A 20,558-nucleotide genomic window follows, 5' to 3' on the forward strand; every position below is an offset into this window, starting at 1 on the left:
ATCCGACAACCGGGAAAGGCAATCGAAATGGCACGTGACGTCCTGAGCATCGGTCAGGTCCGGATCCACAGCGGGAGCGCGACGCGCGAGGAGGCGATGAAGGAGGCCGCCGACATCCTCGAGGCGGCGGGCGCCGTGACCAGCGCCTACTTCGACGCCATGCAGCAGCGCGAGCAGACGGTCTCCACCTATATGGGCAACGAGCTCGCCATCCCGCACGGAACGAACGAGACCAAGGCGGCCATCCTGGCATCCGCGCTGTCGGTCGTGCGCTACGACGGCGGCGTCGACTGGGGCGGCGAGCCCGTGACATTCGTCATCGGCATCGCCGGCAAGGGCGACGAGCACCTCGAGATCCTGTCTCAGATCGCCCTCGTCTTCTCGGATGAGGACGAGGTCGAGCGCCTGAAGCAGGCCCAGTCGCCTGAGGAGCTGTTCCAGCTGATTTCGGCGGCGGGCGTCTGATGAAGGCCGTCCACTTCGGCGCCGGCAACATCGGACGCGGCTTCGTGGGGCTGCTGCTCCACGAGGGCGGGTACGAGCTGGTGTTCTCGGATGTCGCCGCACCCCTCGTCGATGCGATCAACGCGGTGGAGAGCTACACCGTGCACGAGGTCGGCGAGGGCGGGCGCGACACCGTCGTGACCGGCTTCCGCGCCATCAACAGCGCCGAGAATCCGCAGCAGGTCGTGGATGAGATAGCGACGGCGAACGTCGTCACGACGGCGGTCGGCCCCACGATCCTGAAGTTCGTGGCGCCGCACATCGTGGCCGGGCTCGGGCACCGAGACCCCTCCGCGCCGCCGTTGCAGATCATGGCCTGCGAGAACGCCATCAACGCCACCGACCTGCTGCGCGAGGAGATGGTCGCGGTGGCCGGAGACGGATGGGAGGCGGTCAGCGCATACGCGGTGTTCGCGAACACCGCGGTGGACCGCATCGTGCCCGCTCAGCCGGAGGGGTCCGGCGTCGACGTCACCGTCGAACCCTTCTTCGAGTGGGCCATCGAGCGCCCGCCGTTCGGCGAGGAACCGCCGCACATTCCGGGCGCCCACTTCGTCGACGACCTCGCGCCGTACATCGAGCGGAAGCTGTTCACCGTGAACACGGGCCACGCGACGACCGCGTACTACGGCGCCCGCGCGGGCATCGACACGATCGCCGACGCCCTCGCCGATCCCACGATCGCGGCGAACGTCTCGGCGACCCTCGAGGAGACGTCCGCGCTGCTCGAGGCCAAGCACGGGCTCGACGCCGCAGAGCTCGCCGCGTACCGGGCGACGATCCTGGCTCGCTTCCGCAACGCAGCCCTGCCCGACACCGTCTGGCGCGTCGGCCGGCAGCCGCTGCGCAAGCTCTCCCGCCACGAGCGCTTCGTCGGCCCCGCCGCCGAAGCCGCCGAGCACGGCCTGAAGGTGGACGCCCTCGTCGCGGCCATGCGGGCGGCGCTCGCGTTCGACGACAGCGAGGACCCGCAGTCGGTGGACATGCAGCGGATGCTGCGCGAACAGGATGCCGCGTCCTTCACCGCGGCGGTGACGGGACTCGAGCCGGGGCATCCGCTCTACGCTCGGTTCGTGCAGATCGTCGAGGACCAGCAGGCTGAGATCGGGCTCTGAGCGCGATTACGCTCGTGGGGTGACCTCGCCTTCGTCGCCCGACTCCCCCGACTCGCCCGATTCCCCCGACCCGGCGGCCTCGGCCGCAGCCGGGTCGACACGGAGGCGACGTCGACGCGCGCTGTGGTGGGTCCTCGGTTCGATCGGGGCCGTCGTGCTGATCGGGATCGTCGGCATCCTCGTCTGGAGCCAGGTCGGGGTGATGTCGGCCGAGCCGGAGCCGCTCGCGGAGGTCACGGGTGACCCGGCGATCACGATCACCGACACGGCCGGAGCGATCGTCCTCACGCCCGCGGACGCCGAGCCGGAAGCCGGCCTGGTGTTCATCCCGGGCGCCAAAGTCGATCCGTGGGCGTACGCCAACAACCTGGCCGCGCTCGTCACCGAGGCCGACGCCGCAGTCGTGATCACCAAGCCGTGGCTCAATCTCGCCTTCTTCGATCCGCGACCGCTCTCGGCCTTCACCGACCTGGTCCCCGGCGTGGACGCGTGGGCCGTCGGCGGCCACTCGCTCGGAGGCGTCCGCGCCTGCCAGCTGGCACCGGACGCCGACGCTCTCGTGCTCTTCGCGTCCTACTGCGCGAACGACCTCTCGGATTCGGGTCTGGCTGTTCTGAGCATCGCCGGCAGCGAAGACGGGCTCTCGACGCCCGACAAGATCGCCGACGCTCGCCCGCTGCTGCCGGCCGACGCGCGACTCGAAGTGATCGACGGCGCGAGTCACGCCTCCTTCGGCGATTACGGACCGCAGGCAGGCGACGGCACCCCGACGATCGACGACGACGAGATGGACGAGGCGCTCAGCGCACTCCTCCTCCCCTTCGTCGCCGGCCTCGCGGGATCGTGATCGTTCTCTTCGCCGCGATCGCCGCTTTCGTCGCCGCCGTGATCCAGCGCATCACGGGCCTGGGCTTCGTGCTCGTGCTGGTCGGCCCGATCGTGCTGCTGTACGGCCCGGTCGAGGGCGTCACGCTCGGCATCCTGCTGGCGCTCGTCGCCTCGCTGTCGGCGATTCCGCTGGTGTGGCGCCACATCGATCGGGCTCGCACGTGGTGGTTGATCTGGCCCGGACTCGTCGCCGCCCCGTTCGGTGCGCTTCTCGTCACCCTGCTCCCCGAGCCCGCGCTGCTGCTGCTGATCGCCGCCATGGCCTACTTCGCGCTGGTCGCCGGGTGGATCCCGGCGCTGTCGGCGTCGCTTCGCGGCCGCCCCGGTGCGGTGGTGGCGGGCTCGGCGGCCGGATTCATGCACGTGGCGAGCGGGCTCTCGGGCCCGCCGCTGGCCGCCTACGCCGTCGGCGACTCCTGGCCGCAGCGGCGCTTCGCCGCGAGCGTGCAGGTGATCTTCGCGACGTTCAGTGTGGTCTCGGTCGCGTTGCGCGGCCTCCCGGCGTCGCCTGTCGCAGATGTCGGCGTCCTCGTCGGTGCGACGGTCGCCGGCATCGCGATCGGCACCCTCCTCTCGCGCCACGTTCCCCCGCGGGTCGCGCGCACCGCGATGCTCGCCATTGCGTGGGCAGGCGCGACCGTGGTGCTCCTCCGGGGCATCCTGGCACTCTTGTCCTGACGCGCTCGTGCGAATTTCGGTTAGCGACCCGTAACGTCTAGGGTTTCTTCGCTGGGGTCGGCGTCGTCACGCCGCTACGAAGACGTGGGAGACGAATGAGCGAGCTTCGCTACGCCATCATCGGCGCGGGTCCGTCCGGACTGTCGGCGGCACGCGCGCTGCAGAAGGCCGGCATCGCCTTCGACGGGTACGAGGCTTCCCGGGGCGTCGGCGGGCTGTGGGACATCGAGAATCCGCGCTCCACGATGTACGAGTCGGCGCACCTGATCTCGTCCCGCACGACGACCGAGTTCGCCGAGTTCCCGATGGACACCGCAGCCGACTACCCGAGCCATCGCACACTGATCCGGTACTTCCGCGACTTCGCCGAACGGTTCAGGCTCACCGAGCGGTACCGCTTCGACACCAAGGTGACGGCGCTCACGCGTCAGGACGACGGCTCATGGCTGCTGCGCGCCGAGTCCCCCGAGGGCGAGATCGAAGAGCACTACGCCGGCGTCGTCCTCGCGAACGGCACGCTCGCCGAGCCGAACGTGCCCTCGTTCCGCGGCGCGTTCACCGGAGAGCTGCTCCACACGAGCGCCTACAAGAGTGCGACGCAGCTCACCGGCAAGCGCGTCCTCATCATCGGCGCCGGCAATTCGGGCTGCGATATCGCCGTCGATGCAGTTCACCACGCGGCATCCGTCGACATGAGCGTGCGCCGCGGCTACTACTTCGTGCCTCGATATCTCTTCGGACGCCCCAGCGACACGCTCAACCAGGGTCGTCCGCTCCCGGCGCGCATCAAGCAGTTCGTCGACAGGCGGGTGCTGCAGGCGTTCACCGGCGACCCGGTGCGGTTCGGCTTCCCCAAGCCCGACTACAAGCTGTACGAGTCGCACCCGATCGTGAACACCCTGATCCTCAATCACCTCGGGCAGGGCGATCTCGCGATCCGCGCCGACGTCGACCGGTTCGACGACCGCACCGTCCACTTCCGCGACGGGTCGAGCGGCGAGTACGACATGGTGCTGCTGGCCACCGGCTACACGCTCGACTACCCGTTCGTCGCGCGAGAGGCCCTCAACTGGACCGGCTGGTCGCCGAAGCTCTTCCTGAACATCTTCCCGCCGTCCTTCAACGGGCTCTACGTGATGGGAATGATCGAGGCATCCGGAATCGGATGGCAGGGCCGGTACGAGCAGGCCGAGCTCATCGCGGAGTACCTCTCGGCGCTCGCACACCACCCCGAGCGCGCTGCGGCCTTCCGCCGTCGCGCGGCCGAGGAGCCGTGGCCCGACCTGACCGGCGGCTATCGCTACCTCGGGCTGGAGCGCATGTCGTACTACGTCAACAAGGACGCGTATCGCCGCGCGGTCCGTCACGCGTCGGCGGGCCTGCGCACGGACGCCCCCGATGTCACGGCTGAACGAGGCATCCGTCGCCGCCTGCCCTCGATGAAGAAGGTGTCCGCATGAATCCCGACGACATCGTCCTGAACTTCAACCCCGGCACACTGGTGATCCTCAACGTCGTGCTCGGGCTCATCATGTTCGGGATCGCCCTCGACACGACGGTCGACGACTTCAAGGTGGTGGCGCGCAAGCCCAAGCCGTTCGTCATCGCCATCCTCGCCCAGCTCCTGGTTCTGCCGGCGGTCACGTTCGGGCTCACGCTGATCCTGCCCGTGACGCCGTCGATGGCACTCGGGATGATCCTCGTCGCCTGCTGCCCGCCGGGGAACATCTCGCAGGTCCTCACGCACCGATCAGGCGGGAACGTCGCCCTCTCGGTGTCGATGACCGCCGTGTCCAACGTCATCTACATCTTCGCGCTGCCGCTCAGCGTGGCGTTCTGGGGTTCGCTCCACCCGACAGCGTCGACGCTGCTCGAGGCGGTAGAGCTCGACGCCGGCCAGATGCTGCTCGACATCTTCCTCATCATCGGACTGCCGTTCGCCGCCGGCCTCTTCCTGCGCAACCGGTTCCCCCGCTTCGCCGGTCGCGTGCAGCCGTTCGTGAAGTGGTTCTCGCTCCTCGCCCTCGTGGGCTTCATCGTCGCGGCGCTGATCGGCAACTGGGCGTACTTCGTCGCCTTCCTCGGCATCATCGTCCTCGTCGTGACGATCCACGACGCCGTCGCTCTCGCCATCGGATACAGCACCGCCGTGGTCGGCGGCCTCGGCACCCGCGAGCGCAAGTCGATGACCTTCGAGGTCGGCATCCGCAACGCCGGTCTCGGCCTCGGGCTCGTGTTCGCCTTCTTCGGCGGACTGGGCGGCATGGCGATCGTCGCGGGCTGGTGGGGCATCTGGGACATCATCGCCGGGCTCATCGTGGCCGCGCTGTGGGCGCGCCACACCAGACGTCGCACCGGATCGCCCAAGCGGGACGCCTCGCGCCACGCGAGCCACGCGCAGGACGGGACGGATGCCTCGCCCGCCGCCGCCGAGGACACGACGCTGTGAGCGCCCGCGTGCTCGTCACGGGCGGCGCCGGGTTCCTGGGCTCGCACGTCGTTGCGGCGCTCGTCGCCCGGCCCGACGTCGATCTCGTCGTCGCCGGCGATGTGCGGCCGCCGGAGCATCCGATCGAAGGCGTCGTCTACGACGAGTGCGACGTCACCCGGCCGGCGGGCCTGGTCCCGCTGCTGGAGCGGCACGCGATCGACGTGGTCGTGCACCTCGCCGCGATCGTGAATCCCGGCCGCGACCATGAGCTCGAGTACCGTGTCGACGTCGAGGGGTCGCGAAACGTGCTGGACGCCTGCCTCGCCGCCGGCGTGCGCCGCATCGTGGTGTCGTCGTCGGGCGCGGCGTACGGTTACCACGCCGATAACCCGGAGTGGCTTCGCGAGACGGATGCGGTGCGCGGCAACGACGAGTTCCCCTACTCGCGGCACAAGCGCCTCGTCGAGGAGATGCTCGCCGACGAGCGCCGCACGCACCCCGAGCTCGAACAGGTCGTGTTCCGCATCGGCACGATCCTCGGGCCGACGGTGCACAACCAGATCACCGCACTGTGGGACGCCCGGCGCATCCTCGCCATCCGCGGGTCGGATTCGCCGTTCGTGTTCGTGTGGGTCGACGATGTCGCCGAGGCGATGGCGCGCGCGGCCACCGACGGCCCGCCCGGCATCTACAACGTGGCCGGCGATGGCCGCCTCACCGTCTACGAGATCGCCGATCGGCTGGGCAAGCCGGTGATGGTCGTCCCGGCGGGACTGCTCGCCTTCGCGGTCCGGATGGGACGGATGCTGCGGCTCACCGTCCACGGCCCCGAGCAGGTCGGCTTCCTCCGCTACCGCCCGGTGCTCGCCAACGACGCCCTCACGCGCGACTTCGGGTTCACTCCTTCCAAGACCTCGGCGCAGGCCTTCGAGGCGTACCTCGAGACGCACCCCGGCGTCGCGCGGCGCTGAGCCGGGGCATCCGCCGCTCCGCTGCATGCGCGCGCCGGGTCATCCGCCCTGCGTGCGTCGCTGCCGTGCGTCGCCGCCGTGCGTCGCCGCCGTGCGTCGCTGACGTGCGTCGCTGGCGTGCGTCGCCGCCGTGCGTCGCTGGCGTGCGTCGCCGCCGTGCGTCGCTGGCGTGCGTGTCCCGAAGTTTGCGGCAGATGTCCCGAAGTTGACCGCCTGGCCCCGGCCCAGGCGGCAAAGAATGGGACATGACCCCGCACGCGACACCCCGGGCCCCGGCCCAGGCGGCAAAGAATGGGACACGACCCCGCACGCGACACGACTTCCCCGGCCCAGGCGATCAAGAGAGGGACATGATCATCCCGGCACGCCCCTGAGAGGTATGCCGGCAGCGCCGTACATCGAGCGTCGAGGGTCGGGCGCCGTACATCGAGCGTCGAGGGTCGGGCGCCGCATATCGAGCGTCGAGGGTCGGGCGCCGCATATCGAGCGTCGGGGTCAGGCGTCGAAGCCCTCCGCGATGAGCTCGATCAGCTCCTCGCGCTCCTCCACCGCGAGGAAGGCGCCCGCCGCAGCATTGAGCTGGAACGACTCGAGGTCGTCGAGACCGTAGTCGAACGTCTCGGCGAGGAGCGCCAGCTCGCGTGTGAGCGAGGTGCGGCTCATCGTGCGGTTGTCGACGTTCACCGTCACCGCGAAGCCGAGCTGGTACAGCAGGTCGAACGGGTGATCCTCGAGCGTCGTGCCCCAGGCCTCGATCGCGCCGGTCTGCAGGTTGGACGACGGCGACAGCTCGAGCGGGATCTCGCGGTCGCGCACCCACCGCGCGAGGTCGCCGAACTGCACGAGCACTTCCTCGCCCGCCCGCGACACGACTTCGAGGTCTTCGGCGATGCGAACGCCGTGGCCGAGACGCAGGGCGCGGCCGTCGATCAGCGCCGAGCGGATCGAGTCCAGCCCTGCCGCTTCGCCGGCGTGGACCGTCGCGGGGAAGAACTCCGACGCGAGATAGTCGAACGCCTCGCGGTGGTTCGACGGCGGGAAGCCGTCCTCGGGGCCGGCGATGTCGAAACCGACCGCTCCGCGCCCGCGCCAGTCGACCGCGAGCCGCGCGATCTCGAGTGAGCGGTCGGTGTGCCGCATGGCCGTGATGAGCTGACCGACCCGGATGTCGCGACCGGCGCGCTCGGCGGCGTCCTCGCCTTCTTCGATGCCCGCCTGCACCGCCTCCACAACCTCGTCGAGCGACAGTCCGCGCGCGAGGTGCTGCTCGGGAGCCCAGCGCACCTCGCCGTAGATCACTCCGTCGGCCGCGAGGTCCTCGACGAACTCCCGGGCGACGCGCGTGAGCCCCTCACGGGTCTGCATGACCGCGGTCGTCAGGTCGAAGGTCTTGAGGTACTCCACGAGCGAACCGGAGTCGCTCTTCTCGGCGAACCAGTCCGCGAGGTCGTCGGCGTCGCTCTCGGGCACGTCGAGCCCGATGGCGTCCGCGAGCTCGATGATCGTCGCCGGTCGCACGCCTCCGTCGAGGTGATCGTGCAGCGACACCTTCGGCAGGCTCCGGATCGAGACTCCGTCGAGAAGGGCGTCGCCGTGCTGATCGATGGGCATGTGGTTCTCCTCGAAGGATTCTGTCGTGGGGAGGGCGGGACGGGACGGATGCCTGAGCCTAGGCCGTGATGCGCTCCAGGACGAGCGGGGTCGAGGCCGGGGCATCCGTCCCGATCTCCCACGCGCCGTCGAGCGCCTCGAGGGCCCGGTCGAATCGGGAGTCGTCCTCGCCCAGAAGGGTGAACAGCGGCTGTCCGGCCTCGACGCGGTCGCCCGGCTTGGCGTGCAGGTCGATGCCCGCGGCGTGCAGCACCGGATCCTCGGCGCGCGCGCGGCCGGCGCCGAGACGCCACGCTGCGATGCCGAAAGGCAGCGCCTCGATGCGCGACACGAAGCCCGAGGTCGGCGCGGTCACCGTGTGCGTCTCGCGGGGAGTGGGGAGCGGGGCATCCGGATCCCCGTCCTGTGCGCGGATCATCTCCCGCCACGCGTCCATCGCACGCCCATCGGCGAGGGCGGCCTCCACGTCGGCGTCGGGCTGCCCGGCCAGCGCGAGCATCTCGCGCGCGAGGGCGAGGGTCAGCTCGACGACGTCGGCGGGGCCGCCGCCGGCGAGCACCTCGACCGACTCCCGCACCTCGTTGGCATTGCCGATCGCCAGTCCGAGGGGGGTGTTCATGTCGGTGAGGAGCGCGGTCGTCGCGACGCCGGAGTCGGTTCCCAGCGCGACCATCGTGCGAGCGAGCTCTCGCGCGCGGTCGACGTCGCGCATGAAGGCGCCGGACCCGAACTTCACATCGAGCACGAGCGAGTCGGTGCCCTCGGCGATCTTCTTGGACATGATGCTCGAGGCGATCAGCGGAATCGCCTCGACCGTGCCGGTGACGTCGCGCAGCGCGTAGAGCTTCTTGTCGGCGGGAGCCAGTCCGGAACCGGCGGCGCAGATGACCGCCCCCACCTCGCGCAGCTGTGCGAACATCTCGTCGTTCGACAGCGCCGCCCGCCAGCCCGGGATCGACTCGAGCTTGTCGAGCGTGCCGCCCGTGTGCCCCAGCCCGCGGCCGGAGAGCTGCGGCACCGCAACGCCGAACGAGGCGACCAGGGGTGCGAGCGGCAGCGTGATCTTGTCTCCGACGCCACCCGTCGAGTGCTTGTCGACCGTGGGCTTGCCGAGCCCTGCGAAGCTCATCCGCTCCCCCGAGGCGATCATCGCGTCGGTCATCACGCGGATCTCCTCACGCGTCATCCCGTTGAGCAGCACCGCCATCGCGAACGCCGCCATCTGAGAGTCGGCGACATAGCCGCGCGTGTACGCGTCGACCATCCAGCGCAGGGCGTCCTCGGGGACGGCTCCGCCGTCGCGCTTGGCGCGGATGACGTCGACCGCGTCGTGCGGTTCCACCGCGCTCATCGCGCCGCCTCCTCGAGATCGCGCGGACCGAACGCGTCGGGCAGCACCTCGTCGATCGTGCGAATGCCCGACACCGTCTCCAGGAGCATCCCGGGGATCGCGAATTCGTAGAGCAGCTGCCGGCAGCGGCCGCAGGGCATGATCGTGTCGCCGTGCCCGTTGACGCACACGAAGGCGACGAGGCTTCCACCGCCCGACATGTGCAGCTCGCTCACCAGCCCGCACTCGGCGCAGAGTCCCACGCCGTACGACGCGTTCTCGACGTTGCAGCCGGTGACGATGCGCCCGTCGGTGACCAGCGCCGCCGCCCCCACCTTGTAGCGCGAGTACGGCGCGTACGCGCGCTGCATCGCGTCCGTCGCGGCCGCACGCAGCTCATCCCAGTCGATGTCGGTCACGGACGGCCTTTCTCTACAGCGGTATCAGGAGGGTCGGATGCCTCGGCACGCCCAGCCGCGTCACGCACGCGGCCGGTGCCGGGGCATCCGCTCATGTCGTTCTCCACCCGGGATCAGCCCTTGATGTAGGGCTTGCCCGCCGCGGCGGGGCCGCGGATCTGACCGGCGAACCCGGCCACGGCGACGATGGTGACCAGGTAGGGCAGCATCAGCATGAACTCACTCGGGATGGGCGTCTTGAGCACCGTGAGCAGGTTCTGCAGATTCGTGGCGAAGCCGAACAGCAGCGCGGCGAGGGTGGCGCGGATCGGGTCCCAGCGGCCGAAGATCACCGCGGCCAGGGCGATGAAGCCGAGGCCCGCCGTCATCTCCTTGGTGAACTGCCCCACCGAGACGAGCGTGAAGTAGGCGCCGCCGATGCCGGCGATCGCGCCCGCGAGCGACACGTTCCAGAAGCGGCTCGTGTTCACCTTGATGCCGACGGTGTCGGCGGCCTGAGGGTGCTCGCCGACGGCGCGCAGGCGCAGGCCCCAGCGCGTGCGGTAGAGACCCCACGCCACGACGGCGACAGTGAAGTACATCAGGTAGACGATGAACGTCTGGTTGAAGAGCACGGGACCGATGATCGGGATGTCGCCCAGGAGCGGGATCTCCCAGCGGGTGAATCGGATCGGCCGGTTCAGCACCGCCTCGTTGGGCACGAGCAGCGCGCCGTAGAGGAATCCGGTGAGGCCCGTCACGAGCACATTCAGGACGACACCGACGATGACCTGGTCGACGAGGTACTTGATCGAGAACGCCGCGAGCACGAATGCCACCAGGACGCCTCCGATCATCGCGCCGATCAGACCGACGAACGGGTTGCCCGTGATGCTCGCCAGCATCGCGGCGCTGAACGCCCCGAGCAGGAACTGGCCTTCGATCGCCACGTTGACCACGCCGACGCGTTCGCCGATGACACCGCCGAGCGCGCCGAAGATCAGCGGGACCGACAGCGACACGGCACCGAAGAGCAGACCGGTCACCGGCACGAGCCCGCCGGCAGCCGCCCAGGTGAGGAACGCGAACATCGCGAGAACGCCGTAGACGATCGGCAGCCAGATGCCGGTGCGACGGTACGACCAGGCATCCCACACCGCCCACAGCGTGAGCAGCACGAGGACAACCAGCACACCCCACACAGTGGGGGCCGTGGGCACGCTGACGTTGGGCAGATCGAACGACGACGAGGGGTCTCCCAGGCGGAAGGTGCTCACGCCGTCGCGCGGGACGAGCAGGAACAGGAGGAAGAGCAGCACCGAGACGACCCCGAGGCTGATAGCGAGCTTCCAGCGACGCACCTTCACGGTGGCGAGCTGGATCGTGCCGTCGGCGGCGGTGGTGGGGGCGAGCGTGGTCATGCGGACACCGCCTTCTTCGCGGCCTTGGCTCTCGCCTTGGCTGCCTTCTCGGCCTCCGTCTTGGGAAGGAAGAAGATCGTGCGGATGAGCGGCGGCGCCGCGATGAACAGCACGATCAGGGACTGCACGACGAGGACGATGTCGACCGGGATGCCCTGCGAGGCCTGCATGGTGAACGAACCCGCCTTCAGCGCGCCGAAGAGGATGCCCGCCGCGAAGACTCCCCACGCCCGGCTGCGTCCGAGGAGGGCCACGGTGATCGCGTCGAATCCGATCCCGGCGTCGATGTAGCCGTCGAAACCTGTGGTGACCGATCCCTGGATCTGGTTCATCGCGGCCAGGCCCGCCAGTCCACCCGCGAAGAGCATCGCGTAGATGTACATGCGCTGCACCGAGATGCCCGCGGCACGAGCAGCGTGAGGGTTCTCCCCGACCGCCCGGAGCCGGAACCCGAGGCTCGAGCGCTCGACGAGCCACCACACGAAGACGGTCGCGCCGATGACGATCACGAATCCCCAGTCCAGCAGCGGGAACCGCGGCCCGAGCAGTTCGGGGAACTGCGCGCTCGGGGGCGTCGGATCAGAGATGGGCTGGTCTTCGGCGGCCCGCTGGAGAAGACCGGGGGTGCGCACCATCCACGCCACGAGGTAGAACGCGACGTAGTTGAGCATGATCGTGAGGATGACCTCGTGCGCGCCCGTGCGGGCCTTCAGCACACCCACGATGCCACCCCAGATCGCACCGCCGGCGATACCGGCGGCGAGCGTGAGCGGGAGGTGGATGAACATCGGCAGGTCGAGGTTGAAGGTCACCAGCGCGGCGACGGCGGCGCCGATGAGCATCTGGCCGCGGCCGCCGATGTTGAACAGGCCGACGCGGAAGGCCAGCGCGACGCCGAGGCCGGCGGCGATCAGCGGCGCGGCGAAGCCGAGCGTGTTCGTCAGCGGTCGGATCTGCGTGAGGAAGTCGGGCGCGCGCGGGTTGTAGATCGCTCCGCGGAACAGCGCCTCGTACCCTCCGTAGACCGAGTTCCAGATCGCGACGAAGGTGTCCTGCGGACGCGCGAAGAAGTAGACGGATGCCTCGCGCACGTCCTCATCGGTGATCGCCATCAGGATGCCGCCGACGACCATCGCCACGACGATCGCGAGGATCGTCGTCACCCAGTTGCTGCGGAGCATCTCCTTGATGACGACGTTCTGCCGCGGAGCCGGCGGGACCTCGTCTCCGGACGCCGGTGCGGGGGCAGCGGCGACCTCGGGCGTGCCGGTGAGGGGCCCCGACACGGGGGGAAGCTGCTGAGGCGGGAGGCCCTTGGTCGGCTCCGCCGCGCCCGGCGTCGTGCTCTTGCCGTCGTCGCTCACGCGGCCACCCCGCTCCCCGGCGTCTCGCCCGCCATCATCAGCCCCAGTACGTCACGCGGGGTGTCTCCCGGCACGATCCCCACGATCGCGCCCCGGTACATCACGGCGACGCGGTCGGCCAGCGCCGCAACCTCGTCGAGTTCGGTCGAGACGACGAGCACCGGCACGCCGGCATCGCGGGTCTCGACGATGCGCGTGTGGATGAACTCGATCGACCCGACGTCGACACCGCGGGTCGGCTGTGCGGCGACGAGGAGCTTGAGGTCACGGCTCATCTCACGCGCGATGACCACCTTCTGCTGGTTTCCGCCCGACAGGGTGCCGGCCGGCACGTCGGGGCCCTGCGTGCGGATGTCGTACTCGGCGATGCGGGCCTTGGCGAACTCCTCGAGCGCGGCGCGACGAATGGTGCCGCGGCGGACGAACTCACCGTCGCCGGAGCGGTCGAGGATGAGGTTCTCGGCCACCGAGAAGGCGCCGACGAGGCCGTCCTCGGTGCGGTCCTCCGGCACGAACCCGACGCCTTCGTCGAGGATGCTGCGGACGCTCCTGCCGACGAGCTCCTCGCCGTCGAGCGTGATCGAGCCCGATACACGGTCGGCGAGGCCGACGATGGCCTCGACGAGCTCGGTCTGCCCGTTGCCCTGGACGCCCGCGAGCGCGAGCACCTCGCCGGGGCGCACGTCGAAGCTGACGCCGTCCACCACGACGGCGCCCGTCGGGGTCACCACGCGCAGGTCCTTCACCGAGAGTCCGGCGCCCTCCCCGATCTTGGGGGCGTCCTTGTGGACGGTGAGCTCGACGGCACGGCCGACCATGAGCGACGCGAGCTCGGCGTTCGTGGCGGTCGGGGATGCCTCGCCCACGACCTTGCCGAGCCGGATGACGGTGATGCGGTCGGCGACCGCGCGCACTTCGCGCAGCTTGTGGGTGATGAAGACGATGGAGGTGCCTTCGTCCCGGAGCTGGCGCATGATGGCCATGAGCTCATCGGTCTCCTGCGGCGTGAGCACGGCTGTGGGCTCGTCGAACACGAGCACCTTCGCGTCGCGCGACAGGGCCTTGATGATCTCGACGCGCTGCTGCACGCCCACGGGCAGGTCGCCCACCACGGCATCCGGGTCGACCTCGAAGCCGAACCGCTGCGCCACATCGCGCACGTGCTGCCGCGCCTTGTTGAGGTCCAGCGCGCCGAGGGCCTTCGTGGCCTCGTGACCGAGCATGACGTTCTCGGCGACGGTGAAGACCGGGATGAGCATGAAGTGCTGGTGCACCATGCCGATGCCCGCGGCCATGGCGTCGCCCGGGCCGCGGAAATGCTGCACGACGTCGTCGAGGAGGATCTCCCCGTCGTCGGCCTGGTAGAGGCCGTACAGGACGTTCATCAGCGTTGACTTGCCTGCGCCGTTCTCGCCCAGCAGGGCGTGGATCTCTCCCGGCTGGACCACGAGATCGATGTGGTCGTTCGCGACGAGGGACCCGAAGCGCTTCGTGATGCCACGGAGCTCGAGCTTCATATCTGCACCTTATCCAGTGTCTCCATCGGGCTGGAAGAACCGCGGCCGGGTGGAGGCATCCACCCGGCCGCGGTCAGCAGCGGTTCGACGACGTCGAGGTCACTGCGCGGGCGAGCTGGGCGAGGTCACCTCGAGCTCACCGGAGATGATCGCCTCCTGCAGGGCGGCGAGCTCGTCGGTCAGACCCTCGGGCAGCTCGGCCTCGAACGCGCCGAAGCCGGACAGGCCGACTCCCTCGTTCTCGAGCGTGCCGACGTAGGGCGTGACGTCGAAGTCACCGGTCGCAGCCTGCATGGTCGCGTCGTGGACGGCCACGTCGATGCGCTTCATGATCGAGAAGAGCACCAGGTCGGCGACCGACGGGTCGACGACGGCGAGGTCGGAGTCGACGCCGATCAGCAGGGCCTCGGAGCCGGCGTCGTCGATCGCGGCAGCAGCGCTCTGGTAGATCGGGCCACCGACGGGGAGGACGACGTCCACACCCTGGTCGAGGATGCCCTGCGCGGTCTGCTTGGCGGTGTCGTTCGCGGCGAAGCCGCCGGTGAACGAGCCCTCCTGGGCCTCGACGTCCCAGCCGACGGTCTCGACCGAAGCGCCCTTGTCCTCGTTGAACTTGGCGACGCCGTCGACGAAGCCGTCCATGAAGATCGTCACCGGCGGGATCTGGATGCCGCCGAAGGTGCCGACCTTGTTCACGCCGGCCGCGTCGGACCAGGCCGCAGCGGCGTAGCCGCCGAGGTAGGCCGCCTGCACCGTGTCGAAGAGGAGCGGCTTGATGTTCGGGGCGTCGCTCTCACCGTTGAAGTCGGCGTCGGCCGAGTCGTCGATGATCGCGTAGTCGATGTCGGGGTTCGCGGTCGCCGAGGCGATCGTGTCGGCGGAGAGCTTGAAGCCCACGGCGACGATGAACGTGCAGCCCTCGGCCACGAGGTTCTCGAGGTTCGGCGCGTAGTCGTTGGCGGAGGCCGACTCGACCTCGATGAAGTCGACGCCGAGCTCGTCGGCCGCCATCTCCATACCCGTCAGAGCGGACTGGTTGAACGACTTGTCGTTGAAGCCGCCGTCGTCCGACACGAGGCAGGGCTTGAAGCCCTCGACAGCCTCGGGGGCGGACTCGCCGCCATCGGTCGGCGTGGCCTCGGGAGCGGCGCCGCAGCCCGCGAGGGCGACGAGAAGGCCCGCAGCGGCGACAACACCGGCGAGCTTCTTGGTGCGTGAGATGGTCAACTCAGCCTCCACTTTTACGGCCCCGCGTCCTTCACGGGGACTGCACAAAGTTACCCACTGTGACGCGCGGGTTGCAGTCGCGGCGACCCGTCGGTGCCGAATGGTTACAAAGACGCAATGTCCCGATACGCCTCCGTCACCTTTCGGAGACGCTCGACCGCGAATCCGACCACGCCGGGCCGGCGACGGCCGACGTCAGAGCACGTCCCCCCGGCCGTTGAGCTTGAGCGCGTCCACGACGCCCTTCACGCGCTGAGCGTGCTCGCTCGTCGTGACGAGCAGGGCGTCTTCGGTATCGACGACGACGATGTCCCGCACGCCGATGAGGCTGATGACCCGCGAGGTCTGGCTCACCACGATGCCGCTGGCGGCATCCGAGAGGACGCGCGCGTTCTCGCCCAGGATCGCCAGGTCGTTCTTCCGGCCGCCGGAGTTGAGCTTGGCCAGACTGGCGAAGTCGCCGACGTCGTCCCAGTCGAAATGACCGGGGATGACGGCGAGGCGGCCCCGCGCCGCGGCGGGTTCGGCGACGGCATAGTCGATCGCGATCTTGTTCAGCGTGGGCCACACGCGGTCGACGACGGGACCCCGCCTGTCGCGGTCGTCCCACGCCTCCGCCAGCTCCAGCAGACCGGCGTGGAGCACGGGCTGGTTCGCGGCGATCTCGGCCAGCAGCACGTCCGCCCTGCTGATGAACATGCCGGCGTTCCACAGGTACGAGCGGTCGGCGAAGTAGGTCTTGGCCGTCTCGAGGTCGGGCTTCTCGACGAAGCTCTCCACCAGTGCCGCTTCGGGCGCGCCGTCGATGACCAGCTCGGCCCCCTTGCGGATGTAGCCGAAGCCGACGGATGCCTCGGACGGCTGGATCCCGATCGTGCAGATGTATCCCGCGCGCGCGGTCGCCACGGCCTGCCGGACCGCCCAGTCGAAGAGGTGCGAGACCCGGATCACGTGATCGGCGGCGAAGGACCCGATGATGACGTCCGGCTCGCGCCGGGCGAGGATCGCCGCCGCGAGTCCGATCGCCGCTGTCGAGTCGCGGGGCTCCGATTCCAGGAAGACGTTCTTGTCGGGGATTCCCGGCAGCTCCCGCTCCACGGCGGCGCGATGCGCGCGGCCGGTCACGACCGCGATGCGTTCGGGCCCCGCCAGCGGCTCGAGGCGGTCCCAGGTGTCGCGCAGCAGCGTCTGCCCCGATCCGGTCAGGTCGTGCAGGAACTTCGGTGCGTCCGCACGCGAGAGCGGCCACAGACGGCTCCCGATGCCCCCCGCGGGGATCACGGCGTAGAAGTCCTCGATGGGCTCAGGCATGTCGACAGGGTATCCGGCCCAGCTCCCGGGACCCCCAGGACCGCGGATGCCTCGGCCGGGGCATCCGTCAAGAATCCGCGTTCTTCACCGGGGCGAACATCCCCCCGGAAGGAGGGGCACTAAGGCTCGCCTTCGTCGCCCGCCGCCGAAATGCGGGAATAGGATGGTTGCAGCGCCCGCGTGACGCCGATGGCCTGAGCCTTGTGAGCCGGGCCACCTCAGGGGCATCGTTTCCGCCCCGCCATGTTCGATCCAGGGAGGACGGCCGTGTCTGCACCAGCACGCGTCACACCGTCGGTATCCGAAACCACTTCTCGAGTCCCTCGCGGCACCCTTTACCGCGGGAACGAGGGAATGTGGTCGTGGGTGCTGCATCGCATCACCGGCGTCGGCATCTTCTTCTTCTTGCTGGTTCACGTGCTCGACACGGCACTGATCCGCGTTGCGCCGGATGCCTACGACGTCGTGATGAGCTCGTACAAGAACCCGATCATGGGTCTCGGCGAGGTCGTGCTCGTGGGCGCCGTCGTCTACCACGCCTACAACGGGCTGCGGATCATCCTGGTGGACCTGTGGCCGTGGGCGACCCGCCACCAGCGCCAGCTGTGGTGGGGCGTCATCGCCCTCTTCGTCGTGACGATGGTTCCCTTCGCGGTGCGCCACCTGTCGATCGTCTTCGCGTACGGCTGGGGAGGAGAGCACTGATGACCGCCATCGCCGACCCGCGCACGCCGCGCTCCGCCGTCCGTCGCACGGGCCCCAATCTCGAGAAGTGGGGCTGGATCTACATGCGCGTCTCGGGCGTGCTGCTGCTGGTCCTGATCTTCGGGCACCTCTTCGTCAACCTGATGCTCGGCGAGGGCATCCACGGCATCGACTTCGCGTTCGTCGCCGGCAAGCTGGCGTCGCCGTTCTGGCAGTGGTGGGACGTGCTGATGCTCTGGCTCGCCCTCATCCACGGCGCCAACGGCATGCGCACGATCGTCAACGACTACGTGACCCACGAGCGCACACGCACCGTGCTCGTGTGGGCACTGTGGCTGACCGCCGGCTTCCTGATCCTGCTCGGCACGCTCGTCGTCTTCACCTTCGACCCCTGCGTGCCCAACCTGACCGACGGCAGCGTCCTGCAAGAGATCTGCAACGCCCAGGGCTGAGCGCACATCACCAGGCGAGAGACAACAGAGGCATTCCACACGTGACCACTCAGACCGCGGACTCCTACGTCAAGGACGGCGTCCACTATCACCAGTTCGACATCGTCATCGTGGGCGCCGGCGGCGCCGGCATGCGAGCCGCCATCGAAGCGGGCCCCGGCGCGAAGACGGCCGTCATCTCCAAGCTCTACCCCACCCGCTCGCACACCGGGGCGGCGCAGGGCGGCATGGCGGCGGCGCTCGCCAACGTCGAAGAGGACTCGTGGGAGTGGCACACCTTCGACACCGTGAAGGGCGGCGACTACCTGGTCGACCAGGATGCCGCCGAGATCCTCGCGAAGGAAGCGATCGACGCGGTCATCGACCTCGAGAACATGGGGCTGCCGTTCAACCGCACGCCCGAAGGCAAGATCGACCAGCGGCGCTTCGGCGGCCACACGGCCGATCACGGCAAGACGCCCGTGCGTCGCGCGTGCTACGCCGCCGACCGCACCGGTCACATGATCCTCCAGACGCTGTTCCAGAACTGCGTCAAGCTGGGCATCAACTTCTTCAACGAGTTCTACGTGCTCGACCTGATCACGGTGAAGAACGCCGACGGCGGCACCGAGATCGCGGGTGTCGTCGCCTACGAGCTGGCCACCGGCGACCTGCACGTCTTCCACTCCAAGGCCGTCATCTTCGCCACCGGCGGCTTCGGCAAGATCTTCAAGACGACCTCGAACGCCCACACCCTCACCGGTGACGGCGTCGGCATCATCTGGCGCAAGGGCCTGCCGCTGGAGGACATGGAGTTCTTCCAGTTCCATCCGACCGGCCTGGCCGGGCTCGGCATCCTGCTCACCGAGGGCGCCCGCGGCGAAGGTGCGATCCTGCGCAACGCCTCGGGCGAGCGGTTCATGGAGCGCTACGCGCCGACCATCAAGGACCTGGCGCCGCGCGACATCGTCAGCCGCTGCATGGTCCAGGAAGTCGCCGAGGGACGCGGCGCAGGACCCCACCGCGACTACGTGCTGCTGGACTGCACCCATCTCGGCGCCGAGGTGCTCGAGACCAAGCTCCCCGACATCACCGAGTTCGCCCGCACCTACCTGGGCGTGGACCCGGTCGTCGAGCCGGTTCCCGTGATGCCGACCGCGCACTACGCGATGGGCGGCATCCCGACCAACAACGACGCCCAGGTGCTCAGCGACAACACCACCGTCGTGCCCGGCCTCTACGCCGCCGGCGAGTGCGCGTGCGTCTCGGTCCACGGCTCGAACCGCCTGGGCACCAACTCCCTTCTCGACATCAACGTCTTCGGAAAGCGCGCCGGCCGCAACGCGGTCGCGTACGTGCAGACCGCCGATTTCGTCCCGCTCCCGGAGGACCCGGCCGCCGAGGTGCGCGGGCTGATCGAGGGCCTGCGCGCCAACCAGGGCACCGAGCGCATCGCTGTGCTGCGCAAGAAGCTGCAGGACGAGATGGACCGCAAGGCCCAGGTGTTCCGCACCGAGGAGTCGCTCGGCGAGGTGCTCGAAGTGATCGAGGAGCTCCGCGAGCGCTACAAGAACATCCACGTCGACGACAAGGGCAAGCGATACAACACCGACCTCCTCGAGGCGGTCGAGCTCGGCTTCCTGCTCGACATCGCCGAGGTCGTGGTGGTGACCGCGCGCAACCGCCAGGAGAGCCGCGGCGGTCACATGCGCGACGACTTCCCCAAGCGCGACGACGAGAACTACATGCAGCACACGATGGCGTACCTGTCGGGCGATGCCGGATCCTCGCACTCCGAGGACCACATCCGGCTCGATTGGAAGCCCGTCGTCATCACCCGCTACCAGCCGATGGAGAGGAAGTACTGATGGCCAGTCTCGTCGCAGCGGATGCGCCCGCACAGGCGACCACCGAGGCGGAGACGCCCGGCGACACCGGCATCCAGTCGTTCCTGGTGACGTTCATCATCCGCCGGTTCGACCCGGAGGTCGATGAGGAGCCGCGCTGGGTCGACTACGACGTGGAGCTCTACTCCACCGACCGTGTCCTCGACGCGCTGCACAAGATCAAGTGGGAGGTCGACGGCTCGCTGGCGTTCCGCCGCTCGTGCGCGCACGGCATCTGCGGCTCCGACGCGATGCGCATCAACGGCCGCAACCGTCTCGCGTGCAAGACCCTCATCAAGGACCTCGACATCTCGCAGCCCATCTATGTCGAGGCCATAAAGGGACTGCCGCTCGAGAAGGACCTCATCGTCGACATGGAGCCGTTCTTCGCGTCGTACCGCGAGGTTCAGCCGTTCCTGATCGCGAGTTCGAAGCCCGAGCCCGGCAAGGAGCGCATCCAGTCGATCGTCGACCGGGAGGTCTTCGACGACACCACGAAGTGCATCCTGTGCGCCGCGTGCACCTCCTCGTGCCCGGTCTTCTGGACGGACGGCCAGTACTTCGGCCCGGCCGCCATCGTCAATGCGCACCGGTTCATCTTCGACTCGCGCGACGACGCGGGCGACGTGCGCCTCGACATCCTCAACGACAAGGAGGGCGTCTGGCGCTGCCGCACGACCTTCAACTGCACCGAGGCGTGCCCTCGGGGCATCGAGGTGACGAAGGCGATCGCCGAGGTGAAGCAGGCGGTGCTGCGCGGGCGCCCCTAA

19 protein-coding genes are annotated in these 20,558 nt (G+C 69.1%); 11 read left to right on the top strand and 8 right to left on the bottom strand.

Annotated elements, in window-relative coordinates:
* Nucleotides 1–27 precede the first annotated feature (27 nt).
* The 7 genes from HF323_RS06245 (at nucleotide 28) to HF323_RS06275 (ending at nucleotide 6,587) form a co-directional block, all read left to right on the top strand.
* Nucleotides 28–465, top strand: coding sequence for a PTS sugar transporter subunit IIA (locus HF323_RS06245; RefSeq protein WP_169581714.1), 438 nt, complete (start codon nucleotides 28–30; stop codon nucleotides 463–465).
* Nucleotides 465–1,619, top strand: coding sequence for a mannitol-1-phosphate 5-dehydrogenase (locus HF323_RS06250; RefSeq protein WP_169581715.1), 1,155 nt, complete (start codon nucleotides 465–467; stop codon nucleotides 1,617–1,619). The genes HF323_RS06245 and HF323_RS06250 overlap by 1 nt, the downstream gene beginning before the upstream one ends.
* A gap of 19 nt (nucleotides 1,620–1,638) precedes the next feature.
* The gene (locus HF323_RS06255; protein WP_169581716.1) at nucleotides 1,639–2,466 is read left to right on the top strand and encodes an alpha/beta hydrolase; all 828 of its coding nucleotides are present in this window, start codon (nucleotides 1,639–1,641) and stop codon (nucleotides 2,464–2,466) included.
* Complete coding sequence (locus tag HF323_RS06260) at nucleotides 2,463–3,185, top strand: TSUP family transporter (RefSeq protein WP_169581717.1); 723 nt, start codon at nucleotides 2,463–2,465, stop codon at nucleotides 3,183–3,185. The genes HF323_RS06255 and HF323_RS06260 overlap by 4 nt, the downstream gene beginning before the upstream one ends.
* 95 nt (nucleotides 3,186–3,280) lie before the next feature.
* Nucleotides 3,281–4,645 (top strand): NAD(P)/FAD-dependent oxidoreductase, encoded by a 1,365-nt coding sequence (locus HF323_RS06265; protein WP_169581718.1) that lies wholly within the window; start codon nucleotides 3,281–3,283, stop codon nucleotides 4,643–4,645.
* Nucleotides 4,642–5,634, top strand: a complete 993-nt coding sequence (locus HF323_RS06270; protein WP_169581719.1) for a bile acid:sodium symporter family protein — start codon at nucleotides 4,642–4,644, stop codon at nucleotides 5,632–5,634. The genes HF323_RS06265 and HF323_RS06270 overlap by 4 nt, the downstream gene beginning before the upstream one ends.
* Nucleotides 5,631–6,587: an SDR family oxidoreductase gene (locus HF323_RS06275; protein WP_169581720.1), complete on the top strand. Its 957-nt coding sequence runs from the start codon at nucleotides 5,631–5,633 to the stop codon at nucleotides 6,585–6,587. The genes HF323_RS06270 and HF323_RS06275 overlap by 4 nt, the downstream gene beginning before the upstream one ends.
* Before the next feature lie 495 nt (nucleotides 6,588–7,082).
* Here the strand turns inward: HF323_RS06275 and HF323_RS06280 are convergent, their stop codons facing one another.
* The 8 genes from HF323_RS06280 to HF323_RS06315 all read right to left on the bottom strand — a co-directional run bounded on the left by HF323_RS06280 (nucleotide 7,083) and on the right by HF323_RS06315 (nucleotide 16,766).
* The gene (locus tag HF323_RS06280) at nucleotides 7,083–8,198 is read right to left on the bottom strand and encodes an adenosine deaminase (RefSeq protein ID WP_169581721.1); all 1,116 of its coding nucleotides are present in this window, start codon (nucleotides 8,196–8,198) and stop codon (nucleotides 7,083–7,085) included.
* Nucleotides 8,199–8,256: 58 nt separating this feature from the next.
* Nucleotides 8,257–9,549: a thymidine phosphorylase gene (locus tag HF323_RS06285; RefSeq protein ID WP_169581722.1), complete on the bottom strand. Its 1,293-nt coding sequence runs from the start codon at nucleotides 9,547–9,549 to the stop codon at nucleotides 8,257–8,259.
* A complete protein-coding gene (locus HF323_RS06290; protein WP_169581723.1) occupies nucleotides 9,546–9,947 on the bottom strand; it encodes a cytidine deaminase in 402 nt (133 codons plus the stop codon). Before HF323_RS06290 ends, HF323_RS06285 begins: the two co-directional genes overlap by 4 nt.
* Nucleotides 9,948–10,060: 113 nt before the next feature.
* Nucleotides 10,061–11,347, bottom strand: coding sequence for an ABC transporter permease (locus HF323_RS06295; protein WP_169581724.1), 1,287 nt, complete (start codon nucleotides 11,345–11,347; stop codon nucleotides 10,061–10,063).
* The gene (locus HF323_RS06300; RefSeq protein ID WP_169581725.1) at nucleotides 11,344–12,711 is read right to left on the bottom strand and encodes an ABC transporter permease; all 1,368 of its coding nucleotides are present in this window, start codon (nucleotides 12,709–12,711) and stop codon (nucleotides 11,344–11,346) included. Before HF323_RS06300 ends, HF323_RS06295 begins: the two co-directional genes overlap by 4 nt.
* Nucleotides 12,708–14,228: an ABC transporter ATP-binding protein gene (locus HF323_RS06305; protein WP_169581726.1), complete on the bottom strand. Its 1,521-nt coding sequence runs from the start codon at nucleotides 14,226–14,228 to the stop codon at nucleotides 12,708–12,710. The genes HF323_RS06300 and HF323_RS06305 overlap by 4 nt, the downstream gene beginning before the upstream one ends.
* A 99-nt stretch (nucleotides 14,229–14,327) precedes the next feature.
* Nucleotides 14,328–15,455, bottom strand: a complete 1,128-nt coding sequence (locus HF323_RS06310) for a BMP family ABC transporter substrate-binding protein (protein ID WP_169581727.1) — start codon at nucleotides 15,453–15,455, stop codon at nucleotides 14,328–14,330.
* A gap of 195 nt (nucleotides 15,456–15,650) precedes the next feature.
* Entirely contained in the window at nucleotides 15,651–16,766 is a 1,116-nt protein-coding gene (locus HF323_RS06315) for a mannose-1-phosphate guanylyltransferase (RefSeq protein WP_169581728.1), read from the bottom strand.
* 267 nt (nucleotides 16,767–17,033) lie between these two features.
* Here HF323_RS06315 and sdhC point away from each other — a divergent pair, with 267 nt between their 5' ends.
* The 4 genes from sdhC to HF323_RS06335 are packed head-to-tail and all read left to right on the top strand — an operon-like array spanning nucleotide 17,034 to nucleotide 20,558.
* Nucleotides 17,034–17,471, top strand: coding sequence for a succinate dehydrogenase, cytochrome b556 subunit (gene sdhC, locus HF323_RS06320; RefSeq protein WP_317451011.1), 438 nt, complete (start codon nucleotides 17,034–17,036; stop codon nucleotides 17,469–17,471).
* Nucleotides 17,471–17,923 (top strand): succinate dehydrogenase hydrophobic membrane anchor subunit, encoded by a 453-nt coding sequence (locus HF323_RS06325; protein WP_169581730.1) that lies wholly within the window; start codon nucleotides 17,471–17,473, stop codon nucleotides 17,921–17,923. The genes sdhC and HF323_RS06325 overlap by 1 nt, the downstream gene beginning before the upstream one ends.
* A gap of 41 nt (nucleotides 17,924–17,964) precedes the next feature.
* Entirely contained in the window at nucleotides 17,965–19,770 is a 1,806-nt protein-coding gene (sdhA, locus tag HF323_RS06330; RefSeq protein ID WP_169581731.1) for a succinate dehydrogenase flavoprotein subunit, read from the top strand.
* Complete coding sequence (locus tag HF323_RS06335; RefSeq protein ID WP_223169212.1) at nucleotides 19,770–20,558, top strand: succinate dehydrogenase iron-sulfur subunit; 789 nt, start codon at nucleotides 19,770–19,772, stop codon at nucleotides 20,556–20,558. Before sdhA ends, HF323_RS06335 begins: the two co-directional genes overlap by 1 nt.

It is taken from the genome of Microbacterium sp. MF43, assembly GCF_012847295.1.
Lineage (GTDB): Bacteria > Actinomycetota > Actinomycetes > Actinomycetales > Microbacteriaceae > Microbacterium.

Excerpts from the sequence above, each read along its gene's own strand:
- HF323_RS06280 (WP_169581721.1), bottom strand. The coding sequence starts at position 8,198 with ATGCCCATCGATCAGCACGGCGACGCCCTTCTCGACGGAGTCTCGATC.
- HF323_RS06245 (WP_169581714.1), top strand. The coding sequence starts at position 28 with ATGGCACGTGACGTCCTGAGCATCGGTCAGGTCCGGATCCACAGCGGG.
- HF323_RS06335 (WP_223169212.1), top strand. The coding sequence starts at position 19,770 with ATGGCCAGTCTCGTCGCAGCGGATGCGCCCGCACAGGCGACCACCGAG.
- HF323_RS06305 (WP_169581726.1), bottom strand. The coding sequence starts at position 14,228 with ATGAAGCTCGAGCTCCGTGGCATCACGAAGCGCTTCGGGTCCCTCGTC.
- HF323_RS06265 (WP_169581718.1), top strand. The coding sequence starts at position 3,281 with ATGAGCGAGCTTCGCTACGCCATCATCGGCGCGGGTCCGTCCGGACTG.
- HF323_RS06285 (WP_169581722.1), bottom strand. The coding sequence starts at position 9,549 with ATGAGCGCGGTGGAACCGCACGACGCGGTCGACGTCATCCGCGCCAAG.
- HF323_RS06295 (WP_169581724.1), bottom strand. The coding sequence starts at position 11,347 with ATGACCACGCTCGCCCCCACCACCGCCGCCGACGGCACGATCCAGCTC.
- HF323_RS06270 (WP_169581719.1), top strand. The coding sequence starts at position 4,642 with ATGAATCCCGACGACATCGTCCTGAACTTCAACCCCGGCACACTGGTG.
- HF323_RS06325 (WP_169581730.1), top strand. The coding sequence starts at position 17,471 with ATGACCGCCATCGCCGACCCGCGCACGCCGCGCTCCGCCGTCCGTCGC.
- HF323_RS06250 (WP_169581715.1), top strand. The coding sequence starts at position 465 with ATGAAGGCCGTCCACTTCGGCGCCGGCAACATCGGACGCGGCTTCGTG.
- HF323_RS06315 (WP_169581728.1), bottom strand. The coding sequence starts at position 16,766 with ATGCCTGAGCCCATCGAGGACTTCTACGCCGTGATCCCCGCGGGGGGC.